This is a genomic window from Streptomyces toxytricini (assembly GCF_014649915.1).
GTDB classification, from domain to species: Bacteria; Actinomycetota; Actinomycetes; order Streptomycetales; family Streptomycetaceae; genus Streptomyces; species Streptomyces toxytricini.
In genome coordinates this window covers 1-14,658 of record NZ_BMTY01000010.1, presented here as the reverse complement: position 1 = coordinate 14,658, position 14,658 = coordinate 1, and the positions used below count along the sequence as shown (strand labels likewise).

Annotated in this window: 19 protein-coding genes; 10 read left to right on the top strand and 9 right to left on the bottom strand. The window is 75.1% G+C overall.

Translation table 11 applies throughout. The features are described 5' to 3' along the window. Positions 1-18 precede the first annotated feature (18 nt). Positions 19-513 (top strand): phosphate-starvation-inducible PsiE family protein, encoded by a 495-nt coding sequence (locus tag IE170_RS14195; RefSeq protein ID WP_223856424.1) that lies wholly within the window; start codon positions 19-21, stop codon positions 511-513. Between the two features lie 76 nt (positions 514-589). On the opposite strand, the gene IE170_RS33175 is transcribed toward IE170_RS14195, so the two are convergent. Then, complete coding sequence (locus IE170_RS33175; protein WP_263407003.1) at positions 590-712, bottom strand: hypothetical protein; 123 nt, start codon at positions 710-712, stop codon at positions 590-592. A gap of 99 nt (positions 713-811) precedes the next feature. Further along, positions 812-1,687, bottom strand: coding sequence for a helix-turn-helix domain-containing protein (locus tag IE170_RS14190; protein WP_189809724.1), 876 nt, complete (start codon positions 1,685-1,687; stop codon positions 812-814). A gap of 179 nt (positions 1,688-1,866) precedes the next feature. Between IE170_RS14190 and IE170_RS14185 the strand changes: the two genes are divergently transcribed. Beyond that, positions 1,867-2,949, top strand: a complete 1,083-nt coding sequence (locus tag IE170_RS14185) for a lactonase family protein (protein ID WP_189809723.1) — start codon at positions 1,867-1,869, stop codon at positions 2,947-2,949. 348 nt (positions 2,950-3,297) lie between these two features. Continuing rightward, on the top strand, positions 3,298-3,792 hold the full coding sequence (locus IE170_RS14180; RefSeq protein ID WP_189809722.1) for a lamin tail domain-containing protein: 495 nt from the start codon (positions 3,298-3,300) through the stop codon (positions 3,790-3,792). Between the two features lie 207 nt (positions 3,793-3,999). Here the strand turns inward: IE170_RS14180 and IE170_RS14175 are convergent, their stop codons facing one another. The 3 genes from IE170_RS14175 to IE170_RS14165 all read right to left on the bottom strand — a co-directional run bounded on the left by IE170_RS14175 (position 4,000) and on the right by IE170_RS14165 (position 6,270). After that, positions 4,000-5,061: an RNA ligase family protein gene (locus tag IE170_RS14175; RefSeq protein ID WP_189809721.1), complete on the bottom strand. Its 1,062-nt coding sequence runs from the start codon at positions 5,059-5,061 to the stop codon at positions 4,000-4,002. Positions 5,062-5,173: 112 nt separating this feature from the next. Next, positions 5,174-5,542 (bottom strand): hypothetical protein, encoded by a 369-nt coding sequence (locus tag IE170_RS14170; RefSeq protein WP_189809720.1) that lies wholly within the window; start codon positions 5,540-5,542, stop codon positions 5,174-5,176. Between the two features lie 59 nt (positions 5,543-5,601). Continuing rightward, positions 5,602-6,270, bottom strand: coding sequence for a type III effector protein (locus IE170_RS14165; protein WP_189809719.1), 669 nt, complete (start codon positions 6,268-6,270; stop codon positions 5,602-5,604). A 177-nt stretch (positions 6,271-6,447) separates the two neighbouring features. Between IE170_RS14165 and IE170_RS14160 the strand changes: the two genes are divergently transcribed. The 3 genes from IE170_RS14160 (at position 6,448) to IE170_RS14150 (ending at position 8,750) form a co-directional block, all read left to right on the top strand. Then, complete coding sequence (locus IE170_RS14160) at positions 6,448-6,876, top strand: Hsp20/alpha crystallin family protein (RefSeq protein WP_189809718.1); 429 nt, start codon at positions 6,448-6,450, stop codon at positions 6,874-6,876. A 51-nt stretch (positions 6,877-6,927) separates the two neighbouring features. Beyond that, positions 6,928-7,323, top strand: a complete 396-nt coding sequence (locus IE170_RS14155; RefSeq protein WP_189809717.1) for a DUF2267 domain-containing protein — start codon at positions 6,928-6,930, stop codon at positions 7,321-7,323. A gap of 188 nt (positions 7,324-7,511) precedes the next feature. Next, a complete protein-coding gene (locus IE170_RS14150) occupies positions 7,512-8,750 on the top strand; it encodes a hypothetical protein (RefSeq protein ID WP_189809716.1) in 1,239 nt (412 codons plus the stop codon). A gap of 31 nt (positions 8,751-8,781) precedes the next feature. Here the strand turns inward: IE170_RS14150 and IE170_RS14145 are convergent, their stop codons facing one another. Then, positions 8,782-9,399 carry a DJ-1/PfpI family protein gene (locus IE170_RS14145; RefSeq protein ID WP_189809715.1) on the bottom strand — a complete coding sequence of 206 codons (618 nt, stop codon included), beginning with the start codon at positions 9,397-9,399 and terminating at the stop codon, positions 8,782-8,784. A gap of 179 nt (positions 9,400-9,578) precedes the next feature. Between IE170_RS14145 and IE170_RS14140 the strand changes: the two genes are divergently transcribed. Then, the gene (locus IE170_RS14140) at positions 9,579-9,857 is read left to right on the top strand and encodes a GlsB/YeaQ/YmgE family stress response membrane protein (protein ID WP_189809714.1); all 279 of its coding nucleotides are present in this window, start codon (positions 9,579-9,581) and stop codon (positions 9,855-9,857) included. A gap of 101 nt (positions 9,858-9,958) precedes the next feature. On the opposite strand, the gene IE170_RS14135 is transcribed toward IE170_RS14140, so the two are convergent. Continuing rightward, positions 9,959-11,569 carry an ABC-F family ATP-binding cassette domain-containing protein gene (locus tag IE170_RS14135; RefSeq protein WP_189809713.1) on the bottom strand — a complete coding sequence of 537 codons (1,611 nt, stop codon included), beginning with the start codon at positions 11,567-11,569 and terminating at the stop codon, positions 9,959-9,961. A gap of 249 nt (positions 11,570-11,818) precedes the next feature. Here IE170_RS14135 and IE170_RS14130 point away from each other — a divergent pair, with 249 nt between their 5' ends. Beyond that, positions 11,819-12,253, top strand: a complete 435-nt coding sequence (locus IE170_RS14130) for an ATP-binding protein (protein WP_189809712.1) — start codon at positions 11,819-11,821, stop codon at positions 12,251-12,253. Between the two features lie 176 nt (positions 12,254-12,429). After that, positions 12,430-12,696 (top strand): protealysin inhibitor emfourin, encoded by a 267-nt coding sequence (locus IE170_RS14125; protein WP_189809711.1) that lies wholly within the window; start codon positions 12,430-12,432, stop codon positions 12,694-12,696. Between the two features lie 66 nt (positions 12,697-12,762). Here the strand turns inward: IE170_RS14125 and IE170_RS14120 are convergent, their stop codons facing one another. Together IE170_RS14120 and IE170_RS14115 are read right to left on the bottom strand one after the other, a co-directional pair. Beyond that, on the bottom strand, positions 12,763-13,179 hold the full coding sequence (locus tag IE170_RS14120) for a hypothetical protein (protein ID WP_189809710.1): 417 nt from the start codon (positions 13,177-13,179) through the stop codon (positions 12,763-12,765). A 26-nt stretch (positions 13,180-13,205) separates the two neighbouring features. Further along, on the bottom strand, positions 13,206-13,475 hold the full coding sequence (locus IE170_RS14115) for a hypothetical protein (protein ID WP_189809709.1): 270 nt from the start codon (positions 13,473-13,475) through the stop codon (positions 13,206-13,208). A gap of 273 nt (positions 13,476-13,748) precedes the next feature. Between IE170_RS14115 and IE170_RS14110 the strand changes: the two genes are divergently transcribed. Then, positions 13,749-14,658 (top strand): cytochrome c oxidase subunit I (locus IE170_RS14110; protein WP_444545709.1); only part of this gene is annotated, 910 nt, incomplete at its 3' end.

The following is a 14,658-nucleotide window of genomic DNA, read 5'->3' as shown; positions in this document are numbered from 1 at the left end:
CGAAGGAGACGACCTGGCATGCGCTGCATGACAGCGGCCCGGAAGGACGGCGGGGACTCGCGGGTGCAGCGCGTCCTGAGCGCGGCGGAGGACGGCATCCACCTCGTCGTGGCGGCGTTCCTGATCCTCCTGGCCGGCCTGCTGGCGGTGGGGGTGGTCGGCGATGCCGTCGCGGCGATCCGCGGGCCGTACGACGAGCAGGCCATCGTGCTGTCGGCGCTGGACAGCAGCCTCGTCCTGTTCATCGTCGCCGAGCTGCTGCACACGGTCCGCCTGACGATCCTGAACCGGACGCTGAACGCCGAGCCGTTCCTCGTGGTCGGGATGATCGCCGGGGTGCGCAAGGTGCTCATCGTGACCGCCGAGGCGGAGAAGTCCTTCACCTGGCAGGTCCAGGGCGTCGAGCTGCTCGTCCTGACGGTCCTGATCCTCGTCATGGCGGTGGCGCTGTACGTCTGGCACCGCGCCCTGACGGAGTCGGAGCGCACGGACGCGGATCTGCCCAAGGGCTGACGGCGCCGGGCGGACAGGGGGGGCCGGGGCCGGGTCCGCTCCCCCGTGGCGGACCCGGCGCCGGCCCCCGGGGCCGTCAGCGGCGTTCCGTGCCGCCGCCCTCGCGGCGCCTGCGGCTGCGGCGTCCGAGGGCGCCGGCCGCTCCGACCAGCGCGCCCGTGAGCGCACCGGCGACGAGGATGCGCAGCAGCTCTTCCATCGACCACTCCCTCGTTCCGCGGGCCGGGTGCCCGTTCGGCGATGGAGGGGACACTAGCGGCGGCGGGGACGGCCTGGCTTGGACGAATTTGACCTCGCCTCAGAGGGTGAGCGCCCCCTCCGCGAGCCGGGCCGCGGCCAGCCGGCCTGGGGTGGTGTCGGCCAGGGCGCGGAACTCGCGGTTCAGGTGGGCCTGGTCGTAGTAGCCGCAGGCGGCGGTGACGTCGGCGGGGGTGGCGTGCTCGCCGGTGAGCAGCCGTACGGCCCGCTGGAAGCGCAGCACCCGCGCGGACGCCTTCGGCGTGAGGCCGACCTGCTGGGTGAAGCGGCGGACCAGGTGCCCTTGGCTCCAGCCGACGTCGGCGGCGATCCGGCCGATCGGGACCGTGCCGCCGCTGTCGCGCAGCAGCCGCCACGCCTGGACGACCTCGGGGGCGGGCACCGGGCCGCTGTCGAGCCGCGCGGTCAGGGCGGCGTCCAGCAGGTCGAACCGGGTGGTCCAGCTGGGGGTTGCGGCCATCCGGTCCACCAGCAGCCGTGCCGCCGGCCCGAGGACATCGCCGAGTCCGACGGCCCTGTTGGTCAGCTCCCCCATGGGCAGGGCGAACAGCCGGTAGGCGCCGAGCGGGGTCAGCTCCAGGCGGATCGCCTCCTGCCCGCCGGGGTGGTCGCAGACTCGGGGCCCGTCCTCCAGGCCCACCACCAGCGCGCCGGTGGCCTGGCCGGTGAGGCCCGTGCCGTCCGCGAGCCGCCGCACCTGGGCGAACGGCTCGCCGAGGTTGATCAGCACCACGGCGCGGCCGGTCGGCACGAGCCGCACCCGGTAGGGCGTGGCCGCCGCCTCCCAGTAGCCGGCGTAACTGTGCAGGAAGGGCCTCAGGTGGGCCGGCCACGGCCGGGTCACCCGCCATCGGCCGCCCATGCGGGTCATCCGTACTCCGCGGCCGTCCGCCCTCGTCTCCCCGTTCACCGGCATGCACGCCCTCCCTCTGCCCGCCGAGGCCCCGCCCCCGTCCGGTCGGCACGGCCCCGGCCCGAGCCCCCGGTCTGGTTCAGGATTCCAGACGCGCCGGAGGGCCGACGAAAGATCCGGACACCCCTATTGTCCTGTTATCGTCCTTTCCGACTCCCACAGGCGGCGGGAAGGACACTTCGGTGGACGGCGGCGCGAGCACCACGGACCACGGCGGCGGACCGCGCGGACGGCGCGCCTACATCGGGTCCTTCACGACGGGCGGCGGCGACGGCATCACGACCGCCGCGGTGGACCCCGACACGGGGGCACTGACCCCCCTCGCCGCCGCGAACGGGATCGTGAACCCGGCCTGCCTGGCGCTCGGCGGCGGGGGGCGGTTCCTGTACGCGGTGAGCGACAGCGACGCCGGCGAGGGCGTCGTCGCGGCGTACCGGACCGCGGCCGGCGGGCTCGTCCCGCTCGGCCGGCCGGCACCGGTCGGCGGGCGCGGACCCACCCACCTCGGCCTGGCCGGCGGCCGGCTGCTGACCGCGCACTACGCCTCCGGCAGCGTGAGCAGCCTTCGACTCGGCGCCGACGGCAGCCCCGCCGGCGACCCGTACGTCCTCGCGCACGAGGGCTCGGGCCCCGACCCGGACCGGCAGACCGGGCCGCACGCCCACCAGGTGCTGGCCGACCCGTCGGGCCGGTGGGTCCTCAGCGTCGACCTCGGCACCGACTCCGTACGCGTCTGCGCCCTCGACCCGGCGACGGGGACGCTGCGCCTGCACGCGGAGACGGCCCTGCCCGCCGGAAGCGGGCCCCGCCACCTCGCGTTCGGCCCCGGCGGGGGCACCGCGTACGTCGTGCACGAACTGGAGCCCCTGCTGACGGTCTGCCGCTGGGACGCGGCGGCCGGCAGGCTCGATCCCGCCGGCGCGGTGCCGCTGCGCTCGTCGGAGGCTGCGGGCGAACGCGAGTACCCCTCGGTGGGCCTGGTGTCGGGTGACGGGCGGTTCCTGCGGGTGGCGGTCCGCGGCAGCAACGTGCTGCACACGTTCGCGCTGTCCGGGGACGCCGGGGAGCCCCGGCACGTGCAGACCGTGCCGTGCGGCGGGAGTTGGCCGCGGGACCTGGCGGCCGATCCGTCCGGGCGGCGCGTCTACGTCTCCAACGAGTGGTCGGGGGACGTCACGTGGTTCGAGGCCGACCCGAAGACCGGGCGGCTGAGCCGGTCGGGGCAGGCGGAGGTCCCGGCAGCCGCCTGCGTCGTCTTCGCCTGACACCGGTTCGGCAGCCGCCGCCGGCGAGGGCGGGCTGTTACGAGGCGGTCCGCCCGTTCGGCGTACGCCGCCGCGCGGCCGGGCATCCGGCCGCCGAACCCGGAGGCCAAGCGGCGCGCGGGCCGTCGCGGGGCCGCACCGCCATGACCGTCAAACGCCGTTGACTCTTGTCCGTTACACGGGAGTGTTACGGAAATGTCCGCATGGGGAAACACGCGCCCGAGATGCGGCGTTCGGCGGTGCGCGGAGGCCAGAGTGTGGCGCCTCGGCACGATGCCGGGAACCGCACGGAGTCCGTCCGGCGCGTCGGCGTCCGGTGCGGGCTCGCCTTTCGAAGGAGTCACCCCCATGTCTGCTTCCCTCCCCGCCCGCCGTCTGCTCGCCGCCGTCCTCGCCGCCGGCTCCCTGGTCGGCGCGACCGCGCTGCCGGCCGCCGCCCACGACGACGACCGGCGCGACCGCCGTGCGGCCCGCCACTCCGCCCTCGCCATCGGCGACGTGCAGCACGAGAGCCGCACCCGCACCCGCGGCGGCGGCCGCACCGTGAACGACCTCAACCGTGAGTGGGTCGAGGTGCGGAACAACGGCCGGCAGGCCGTGGAGCTGCGCGGGTTCACCCTCACCGACCGCGAGGGCAACCGCTACCGCTTCGACCGCCTCCGCCTCGACGGACGTTCCAGCGTCCGGGTCCACACCGGCCACGGCCGCGACACGCGCACCGACGTCTACCAGGACAGCCGCCGCCAGATCTGGGACGAGCGCGACACCGCCACGCTGCGCGACGCCCGCGGGAACATCGTCGACACCCAGTCGTGGGGCGGCCGCGAGAACCACCGCCGCTGACCACAGCCCGTCCGGCCACCCCGCCCCCACGGGCTGCCCCGCCCCCTCGTGGGCGGGGCGTGCCCGGCGAGGCGCGACGGCTCCCCCGCGCCCGGCGGCCCGCCGGCCCATGGCCATGCCCAAGGCCGCACGGGCCGCCCGCTCCGCCTGAAGCGGGTGCGCGCCGCCCACCGGCTCCGAGCCGGTGGGCCCCGGGGCCGGGTCCGGTCAGGTCCGGCGGCGGTCGGCCGCGTCGAAGCGGGCGAGCGCGAGCGCTCCGGGGTGCAGCGCCCGCTCCAGGGCCGCGGCCAGGGCGCCGTCGAGGCCGCCTACGGAGTCGGCGAGGTCCAGGGCGGCGTCCCGGGCGATCTCCGCGGCGGCCTCCTCGGCCGGTGTGCGCGGGCCGAGTTTGCCGACGGCGGCCGCGGCCCGTGCAGGGGGGAGGAGCGCGGCCGCCTGGGAGAGGAGCCAGCCTGGCACTCCGGCGGCGCCTTCGGGCGGCGCGGTGTAGGGGCGCGAGCCGTCGTAGCGCCCGTCCTCGGCGAAGGCCGGGTGCTTCGCCTTGACCACCGGGCGCGCGGCTGCATCCGGTCCCGACTCCCACCAGTCGCCGGCCGGCTTGACGACGAGCCCCTCCGCGAGGTTGCCGGGCAGCGCGGGCAGGCCGAGAAGCGCCGGCACCCTGGTCTCGAACACCGGAGGCGCCTCCTGGACGCGGGCCAGGGTGCCGCGTGCGAGGAGCGGGGCGCAGTGCAGGCCCGCGACCGTCACGGCCTCCCGCAGGGCGCGCTCGCCCGCCCAGCAGGTGCCGTCGCCGGTCCGGACGGCAGCGTCGAACGGCAGCCAGAGCAGTCCCGGCGCGTACCAGACGCCGGTCTGGACGGGCTCCGTGCCGGGGGCGGGCGGGACGTCGGGATGCGGGTAGCGTCCGCCGGCGAGTTCCCCGTACAGGGTGACCGGGGCCGAGGGGTCTGCTCCGCAGTGGCGGCGCAGGGCGGCCGCGCACCGGTCGGCGGCGACGGCGAGGGCGGGCCAGATCCGGGCGACGCCGAAGAAGTCGTCCAGGCCGCCCTCCGCGAGGAGTTCGCGGCGCTTGGCCGGGCGGGCTCCCGTCCCGTCGCAGTGCACGGCGAAGTTCGCGCCGTGGACCTTCTCCTGCGCCACCCACTCGCGGGCCGCGCGCGCCGTGCCGACGGGCCGGGCCCGGGAGGGGATCTTGGGGTAGGGCGACCATGCGGCGTCCCGGCCTCGGGCGTCCGCCGGGGGCGTTCGAGGGGCGGCCCGGTCCATCGCGGCCTCCGTGGCGTCCGTTCGGGTGGGGGCCTGATCGTAGCGGCCGTAACCGCCCCCGGCCGCCTGCTTTTTCCCGCGGGCGCCCAGGGCGCTCGGGGCACGGCGGGGGTCAGGGGGTGCCGTCGTCGTAGGTGCCGCGTTCGACTTCCAGGGCCAGGGTGCGCAGGACGTCCGTGGAGGTGAGGTCCGTGCGGCCGTTGTCGTGGGCCATGGCCAGGCTGGTGAAGGCGAGGCTGAAGCCGGCGACCATGCTCTGCAGGGCCGGTCCGAGCGAGCCCGCGACCAGGCGGACGACCTCCTTCGGGGCGGCGTCGGCGGGGACGCGGATCGAGGGGAGCATCTCGTTGAGGAGCTCCGTGACGACCTGTGACTCCGCCTCGGGGATCTCGGGGTCCTCGCCTGCCTCCACCGCGTGCCGGATCTCCTGCACCTCCGTCAGGATGGCGATGACCCGCTTCAGGATTTCCGCACGTTCCATCCCCGGATCGTACCGGCGCCCCCGCGGATGGGCCGTGGGCGCGCGCCGGAAGCCCGGGGCTACTCGCCGCCGTCCGGGCCCTGGCGGCGGCGGTCGCTGGCCCGGCGGACGCGGTCGGTGTGCCGGTTCACTGCGTCGATGCGGTCGGCGAGCTCGGGGTTCCCCGCCCGTACGTGCGGTGCGGCCGCGCTGAGCGGGCCGAGCAGGTCGGCGGCGTCGTCGCCGGCGAGCGCACTGCGGACCCGGCCGATCGAGGCGCTGCCCGGCCTGTCGAGACCGGTGAGCGCGCTGACCTGGCCGGCGAGCTGGCGGAGGTCCCCCGCGTTCTGCCGGGCCCAGGTGTTGACGCTGCGCTGCGCCGCGCGGGAGTCGCGGGTGGCCTGGACGCGCTGTTCGCCGGTGGTGCCTGCGGCTCCGGGGCGCAGCCGCAGGTAGCGGCGCTCGGCTGCCTGCCGGCTGGCGACGCCGAGGGGGCCGGCCAGGTCGGCCCAGCTCGCGCCGGCGGCGCGGGCCGTCTCGATGAGTCCGCTCTCCCACGAGGCGAGCTGTTCGCGGACCTCGCGCAGGAGCAGCAGGGCGGCGAGGGCGGAGTCGGTGTCGCGGGGACCGTCCGCCTCCTGGCCGTGGGCGTCCTGGACGGCCTTGCCGATCGCGTCGAGGGCGGCCGCGGCGGCCGGGAAGGAGGCCGGGGAGCCGGGCGGCCCGGCGGGCTGCTGGGGTGTGGTCACGGATACCTCCAGGATGGGGGGACCGGTACGCGCACCGGTGGCGGAGAGACTACCCCGGCACCCGGCACGTCATCCACAGGGTTACATGCCTACTTGTCATCGCTTGGACGACATGTTACAACGGAGGTGTTCGAAGCGCACTGGCACCGCAGCCGAGACGACCGGAGGTGTTCTCCCATGCTGATGCGCACCGATCCCTTCCGTGAGATGGACCGCCTCGCCCAGCAGCTCCTCGGCCCGGGGACGTGGTCCAGGCCGTCCGCCATGCCGATGGACGCCTACCGGGACGGCGACACGTACGTGATCGCCTTCGACATCCCGGGCGTGGCGAAGGAGGCCGTCGACATCGACGTCGAGCGGAACATGCTGACGGTCCGCGCCGAGCGCAGGCCCGCGGCCAAGTCGGACCAGGCCCAGGTGGAGCTGTCCGAGCGTCCCCTCGGGGTGTTCTCCCGGCAGGTCGTACTGGCCGACACCCTCGACACCGAGCGCATCGAGGCCGACTACGACGCGGGCGTGCTGACGCTCCGCATCCCGATCGCCGAGCGCGCCAAGCCGCGCCGGATCGCCATCGGCGACGGCTCCCGCAAGCAGATCAGCAGCTGACGGCGGGCGGCCTGCGGGCCGCCCACACCCCCGGGCCGGGAGGAGCCGGCGATGACCCTGCGATGGGACGCCTTCATCGAACACGTCCGTGAGCGCGGCGAGTACGGCAGCCGCGACGAGGCCGACCGGGCGGCGCGGGTGGTCCTCGCGCTGCTCGGCGCGCACCTGGTGGGCGAGGACCGGGCCCGGGTCGCCGCCGGCCTGCCCGAGGCCTACGCCCTGATCCTGCTCAACCCGCTGCGGGCCGCCGAACCCCTCGACCCTCAGCGGTTCGTACGGGCCACCGCGGCCTGGATCGAGGGGGCGACGGAGGCGACGGCCCGCTGGGACGTCAGCGCGGTCCTCAGCGTCGTCGCCGACACCCTCGACGACGAGGTGCTGCGGCGGGTCCTGCTGCAACTGCCGCCGGGCTACGACCTGCTGTTCGGCCGTCCGCAGGAAGCCTGACCCGGGCCGGGCCCCCGCCCGCCTCAGCCGCCCGCCGCCGGGCAGGCGCGTCACCCGTTCGCCCTGCCGCTCCTGGCCGCGGGCGGCAGCGGCGGCGGGCATGCTGGGCACATGGCCGTGTCCGCCGCTCCCCCGCCGACGGCCAGTGCAGCCCGCCGCGCCCTGCCGGCGTCCCGCCGGTGACCGGCGTGGCCGCCTCCTCCGCCGCTGCCGACTCCGCGGGGCGGCCGCACGCCTCACTCCCGGGCCGGGTCCGCCGGCTGCTGCCGCCGGTCGCCGCGTGGATCGCCGCGAACCTGGCCGCCTGGCTGGTCGCCGCCCTGTCCTCGGCCAACGACGGCTCCCGGATCTCCTATTGGTCCACGGCAGCCCGGCGCCGCTGGGACGCCGATCACTACCTCTCCATCGCGCGGGCCGGCTACGAGTTGTTCCCGTGCCGGGAGCGGTATCCGGATTTCCCCGACGTCCTGTGCGGCAACGTCGCCTGGTTCCCCGGCTACCCCATGGCCGTGAGGGCCGTGTCCGCCACGGGGCTCCCGTACGAGGCCGCCGCCGCCGTCCTCACCGAGGCGTGCCTGCTCGGCATGTTCGTCATGCTGTGGCGGCTCCTCGGAGACCGGCCCGGCCCGGCCGGCGGGCTGACCCTCGCCATCGGGGCGGTCTTCCCCGGCGGGATCTACTTCCACGCCCTCTTCCCGCTCGCCGCCGGCACGCTGGCGCTGCTCGTCTGCGTCGCCGGGGTCAAGCGCGGCTCCTGGCCCGCGGCCGCCGCGGGCGGCTTCGCCGCGGCGGCCTGCCACCTCGTCGGCGCGGCCGCCGTCGGGATGCTGCTGCTCAGCGCCTTCTTCGCCTGGCCAGGGGACAGCCGTCCGGTGCGGTGCGCCAAGGCCGCCGGCTCAGCGGCCCTCGCCGCCTGCGGAGTGCTGTGGGCCAAGTGGCTGATGTGGCAGGGGACGGGCCGCTGGGACGCGTACGAGGCCCTCCAGGCGTCCAGCTACGGTCAGGGCGGCCTGCGCCTGCCCTTCGAGGAGATCCGGAACGCCTACGACTTCCCGTTCGCCGACTGGTACCGCCCGGACGGGCCCCTCCCCTGGCTCGTGGAACACGGGCTCTCCGCCCACCGGGGCCAGCTGTGGCTGAACGCGGCGTTCGTCCTGCTCGTGCTCGCGGCAGCCGCCGTACGGCTCGTGCGGCACCGGCGGCTGGACACCGCCGAATGGGCCGCCCTGGTCCTGACGCTCGCCGTCTTCTGGACGCCCTTCTTCGCCGGTGCGGAGATGTCGTGGTACCGCAACCACGCCCAGATGTTCGTCGGGCTCCTCCTCGTCAGGCACCTTCCCCGCTGGGCCCAGGCCCTGCTGCTGGCGGCGTGCGCCGCCCAGTACGCGCTGCTGGGGGCCATGTTCTTCGCGGGTGTCCTCGTGTGACGGCAGGTTGCACGGCCGGCCCGGGTCCGGGTCAGGGCCGTGCGGCGGCCGCCCGCTCACCCGTCCGGACCGCCCGGAGGGCGCGTTCGACCGTCTCGCGGTTCTCCCCGACCGGGGCGACGTAGTCGAGGACGGCGCGGGCGGCGTCCTCGCCGAGCGTCCGGGTGATCACCCATGTGGCGAGGTACTGGGAGGAGAGGCAGCCTCCCGCCGTGGCGACGTTCCCCTCGGCGTGGAAGGGCTCGTCCAGCACGGTGACCCCGAAGTCCTCCACGAACGGGCGGCTCGTCCGGTCCGTGCACGCCGGCACGCCGTCCAGCAGGCCGAGCCGGGCCAGCACCAGGGCGCCCGAGCACTGCGCCCCGACCAGCTGCCGGGAGGGGTCGAGCGTCAGCAGGGACACGAGCCGGTCGTCGGCGACGACGTCGCGCGTCCTGATCCCGCTTCCGACGAGCACGACGTCGGCCTCCGCCGCGAACTCCAGGGGGCGCTGCCCGGTCACCGGCACGCCGTTCATCGAGGTGACCACGGGTGCCGGCGTGGTGATGAAGGCCTCCAGGCCGTCCTTGCGGCACCGGTTCAGCAGCGCGGACGCGATGAAGCTGTCCAGCTCGTTGAACCCGTCGAACGTGACCACGGCCACCTGCATGGCGACTCCTCCGTGTCGAGTGGATCTCCGAGTGTTCCCGGCGCGCCGGACCCGCGGGAGGGCCAATGGACGGCGAGTGGCCTGTCGGCAAGGAAGTCGCAGAAGGACACGTTTGAAAAGTCCCAGAGCGTCAAAACGGGAGTCACACAAGCCTTACACCAGGAGGTAGGAGACGCGTCATGGGCATCATCGCGTGGATACTGATCGGCCTGCTCGCGGGCCTCATCGCCAAGGCGCTCATGCCGGGCAAGGACCCCGGCGGCCTCATCATCACCACACTCATCGGCATCGCCGGCGGCCTGCTCGGCGGGTGGCTCGGCAAGGTCATCTTCGGGGTCGACTCGATCGACGGGTTCTTCGACCTCTCCACCTGGATCGCCGCCGTCATCGGCTCCGTCATCCTGCTGGCCCTCTACCGGCTGGCCACCGGAGGTCGACGCGCCCACCGGCACACGTGACCTGACCTGATCCGCCCCGTCATGGCGGACCGGCGCAGCACATCGGCGAACGGCTCCTTCCCCGTCCGGGGGCAAGGGGCCGTTCGCCGTCCGCCTGCGGGTCACCGGGCCGCGGCGGCGCGGGCGGCCGCAGGGGCGGCGGCGCCGGGCCACGGGTCGAGCTCCAGGCGCCGGCCGGCGAAGCCCGCCCGCAGCCGGCGGTCGTGGCTGACGACGACGAGGGTGCCCTCGTACTGCGCGAGCGCGGCCTCGATCTCCTCCACCAGGCCTGGTGCCAGGTGGTTGGTCGGCTCGTCGAGCAGGAGCAGGTCCGCCGGCGCGGTCACCAGGCGGGCGAGCTCCAGCTTGCGGCGCTGCCCGGTCGACAGGCACCGGACCGGGGTGCGCAGGTCGGCCTCGGCGAACAGGCCCAGTGCCAGGAGCTCCTCCTCCCGGCCCGTGCCGAAGGCGGCGGCAAGGGTGCGCGGATCGTCGGGCAGTACGGTGTCCTGGGCGAGCATGCCGACCCGCGCTGGGGCGCGCACCGCTCCTGCGTCCGGGGTGAGCCCGCCGGCGAGGAGCCGCAGCAAGGTGGTCTTGCCGGCGCCGTTCGGCCCGGTGACCAGGAGCCGCTCGCCGGGCTTCAGGCGCAGGGCGTCCAGCCGGAGGCGCCCCTCGACCCGTACGCCGGCCAGCTCGACGGCCGCCGCGCGACCTTCGATCCGGGCGGCGAACCGCAGCGGCTCCGGCGGCTTCGGGACCGGGTGTTCGGCGAGCCGCCGCAGCTGTTCGCGGGCGGCCCGGATGCGGCCCATCGCACCGTGCGCGCGGGACCGGGCCCGGAAGGCCCCCGCCCCGCTGAAGGCGGCCGGCGCCTTGCGCGGGATCGCGGCGAGCCGGTCGATGCCGCTGTCGGCGAGGGCCGCGCGGCGGGCGGTCTCGGCCCGCCACTCCCCGTACTCCCGCTCCCGGCGTGCCCGGTCGGCGGCCCGGCCCGCCAGGTAGCCGCCGTAGCCGTTGCCGTACCGGCGCACGGTCCGGGTCTCCTGGGCGACCTCGACGACGGCGGTGGTGACCCGGTCGAGGAAGGCGCGGTCGTGGGTGACGGCGACGACCGTTCCCCGGTGGGCGAGGAGCCGTTCCTCCAGCCAGCCGACGGCCTCGTCGTCGAGGTCGTTGGTGGGCTCGTCGAGGAGGAGCAGCTCGGGGTCGGCGGCAAGGGTGGCGGCGAGGGCGAGGCGGGAGCGCCGGCCTCCGGAGAGGGTGCCGAGGGGCCGGGCGCGGTCGAGGGGCTCGCGCTCGCCGAGCCGCCGCAGCACGCTGTCGACGCGGCGGTCGGCGTGGGCGCCGCCCCGCGCCTCATAGGCGGCGAGCAGGGCCGCGTAGCCCTCCAGATCGCCGGTGCGGTGCAGGGCGGCCTCGGCCGCGCGGATGGCCTCCTCCAGCCGGCGCACGTCGGCCAGGGCGAGGTCGATCGCCGCGCCGACGGTCGCGGTGCCCGGCAGGTCGAGGGTTTGGGCGAGGTGGCCAGCACCGCCGGGGGACTCGACGGTGACGCTGCCGTTGTCGGGGGCTTCGAGACCGGCGAGCAGCTTCAGGAGGGTGGACTTCCCGGAGCCGTTGTCGCCGACGACGCCGATGCGCTCGCCGGGGCGGACGGAGAGGGAGACGCGGTCGAGGACGATCCGGTCGTCGTAGCGCTTGGTGACGTCGGAGAGTTGGACACGGAACAAGGGCGGGACTCCCGGGGTGGGCGGCAGGGGGGCACGGCACTGCGCGTCAGGAGCAAGACGAACCGTCTCGTCTCGGTGACGTGTACGACCTTACGAGACGCGGGGCGCCGACGCAAGACGCTTCGTCTCGCGAACCGGGGTGTTCGGCCCCCGGGCGGGTGCGCGCGCCGCGGCTGGGTACCCGCGCAGTGACACACCGACAGGACGGCGCGCCGCACGGCGCGTTGCGGAGATGAAGCGGAGGTGGGGATGGTGACGGTCAGGGCCGTGGGTTGGGCCCGCTCCTTCCCGGTGTCGCGCGGGGTACGGGCGGCCCGGGAATGGACGGCGGAGCATCTGGAGTCGGTGCCGTGGGACGAGGACACGAGGCGGGAGGCGACGTACTCGGTGCTGCTGACGGTGTCCGAGCTGGTGACCAACTCCCACCGCTACGCCGGTGGTTCGGCGCGGCTGGTGCTGACCTGGGACGGCAGCTGCCTGCACGTCAGTGTCGCGGACGACGACCCGCGCATGCCGCGGATGCGCCCCGCCGACGCCGACCTCGGGGCCACCTCGGGGCGCGGGCTCGGGATCGTGAGCGCGGTGGCCGACTCCTGCGACGTGCACGCCGTCCACGGCGGCAAGGCCGTGACCGCGTGCTTCGGCTCGCGCGGCAGGCCGGGGCCGCACGGCGGCGGCTCCTGAGGGCTCCGGCGCAGGCGGTTTTCGGCCGTCTTCGGCGTGCCGGCCCGGCGGGGCGTCGGCGGGCCGAATTCGGGGGCATGCGGGACGGTGTCCCTGCTCCGGCCGGACAATGGTGCGCCGCCCCTGCCGGAGCCTGCCGGCCCGGCGGCGAGGGCGGCGCCGAAGAGGAGGAACCCATGCTGATCACGGTGACGCGTACGGGCGGCTTCACCGGCAGGGAGCGCAGCGGCTCCCTGGACACCGAGTGCCGCACCGACGGCTCCGCTCTGGAGGCGCTGGCCGCGAGGGCGCTGCGCGGCGGCTGCCCTCCGGACGGGCCGGCCGTGCCCGACGGTTTCGCGTACGTGCTGGAGGCCGGCGGGCGGGCAGTGGAGCTGCGCGATCCGTACCTGACGGAGGACCAGCGGCAGCTCATCGGCACCGTCCTGGGCGAGGGCGCCTGACGAGCGCCGCGGTCCTGGCCGGCCCCGGCCGTCTCCGGCTCAGGCCGCTCCAGGGCCGGGGGCCGTTCAGCCGGCCTCGCGGCGCACGTAGGCGTCGGTGAGGATCTCGCAGGTGCACCAGTCGTCGGTGCAGGGGGTGCCGTGCTCGGCACCGTACGGGCCGAGTCCGGCCATGAGGTCGAGGACCGTGGCTCGTTCGGCGGCGGTGAGGGCGGGGGCCGTGTCGCCCCCGGCTTGCCGCCCTCCCGGCAGCGGGAGGTCGTCGTCCAGGTCGGCGATGCGCCGGCCGTCGGCGAAGAGGGTGTGGAGCGGGTGGTCGGGAAAATCGTTGAGCCGCAGGACCCACCAGGTCCCGTCGACCAGCGCCGCGTGCGGGAAGACGCCTGACCCCGTGGGGCGCCACGGGGCGCCGGCGGCGGCCTGGAGGCGCCGGGCGGGTACTGCCGGGCCGGGCGCGGGGCTTTCGTGGGCCGTGACGGGCATTCTGTCACCCGCCGTCCCGCGCGGTGTCACACCTCGATGTACGCGACGACCACCACGGTGCGCAGGGCGGTGACGAAGTACAGGACGCGGACGGGTTCGACGTCGTCGGTGTACCGGAGCAGGCGGGGGCCGGGGCCGCTGCCGGGGAGCGGCTCGCCGATGTCGGGGTCGACGGAGATGACGACCAACGCGCGGTCCAGGGCGTGGAGCTCGGCCTCGCTGGTGATGTCCTCCAGCTGCTTGGCCGCGGCGTCCGAGAAGGCGATGCGGGCGCGGCGTCCGCGCGGCGCGGCCATCAGGCGCCGGCCCGGGGCCGGGGGGTGCGGTCGGCGCGGACCGGCATGTCGCTCATCACTCAGGCTCCAGGGGACACCGACGGCTTGCCGCCGCCACGGTATCGCCCGGCGGCCCGGCGGCGGGCGGCATCCCCCAAACGCGGCGCGTACCGGCCGCAGCCCCGCGTGGTGGCCGCCCGCAGGGGGCCCGTCCTGCGACGGTGGAGGACGCCCGGCCGGGCCGCGCGCCGCCGCCGGGCGCAAGGACCGTCCGCCAAAGTGAGGAGCACCGGGTTGTCTGCATCGGCTGCCACCGAGCCCGTCGCGCCCGTACCGGTACCGGGCCGGTCGCGGGGGCAGGTGATGGTGGAGTGGCTGTCCACCACCGACCACAAGAAGATCGGGCACCTGTACCTGATCGCCTCGTTCCTCTTCTTCCTGGTGGGCGGTGTGCTGGCCCTGCTGATGCGGGCGGAGCTGGCCCGGCCGGGCCTGCAGATCGTCTCCGCGGAGCAGTACAACCAGGCGTTCACACTGCACGGGACGGTGATGCTGCTGTTCTTCGCGACGCCGACGTTCGCCGGTTTCGCCAACGCGATCATGCCGCTGCAGATCGGTGCTCCGGACGTGGCGTTCCCGCGGCTGAACATGCTGTCGTTCTGGTTCTTCCTGTTCGGCGGGATCATCGTCGTCGCGAGCCTGTTCACCCCGCAGGGGACGGCGGACTTCGGCTGGACGGCGTACACGCCGCTGAGCGGGGCCGAGCGGAGCCCGTACATCGGCGGCGACATGTGGATCATGGGGCTGGTGCTGTCGGGGTTCGGGACGATCCTCGGTGCCGTCAACTTCGTCACCACGATCATCTGCCTGCGCGGGCCGGGGATGACGATGTTCCGGATGCCGATCTTCACCTGGAACATCCTGCTGACGTCGGTGCTGGTGCTGTTCGCGTTCCCGGTGCTGGCGGCGGCGCTGCTGGTGCTGGAGTCGGACCGCAAGTTCGGCAGCCACGTCTACGACCCGGCCAACGGCGGGCCGCTGCTGTGGCAGCACCTGTTCTGGTTCTTCGGGCACCCCGAGGTCTACATCATCGCGCTGCCGTTCTTCGGGATCATCACCGAGATCCTGCCGGTCTTCTCGCGCAAGCCGGTGTTCGGCTACATCGGGCTGATCGGGGCCACGATCGCGATCGCCGGGCTGTCGA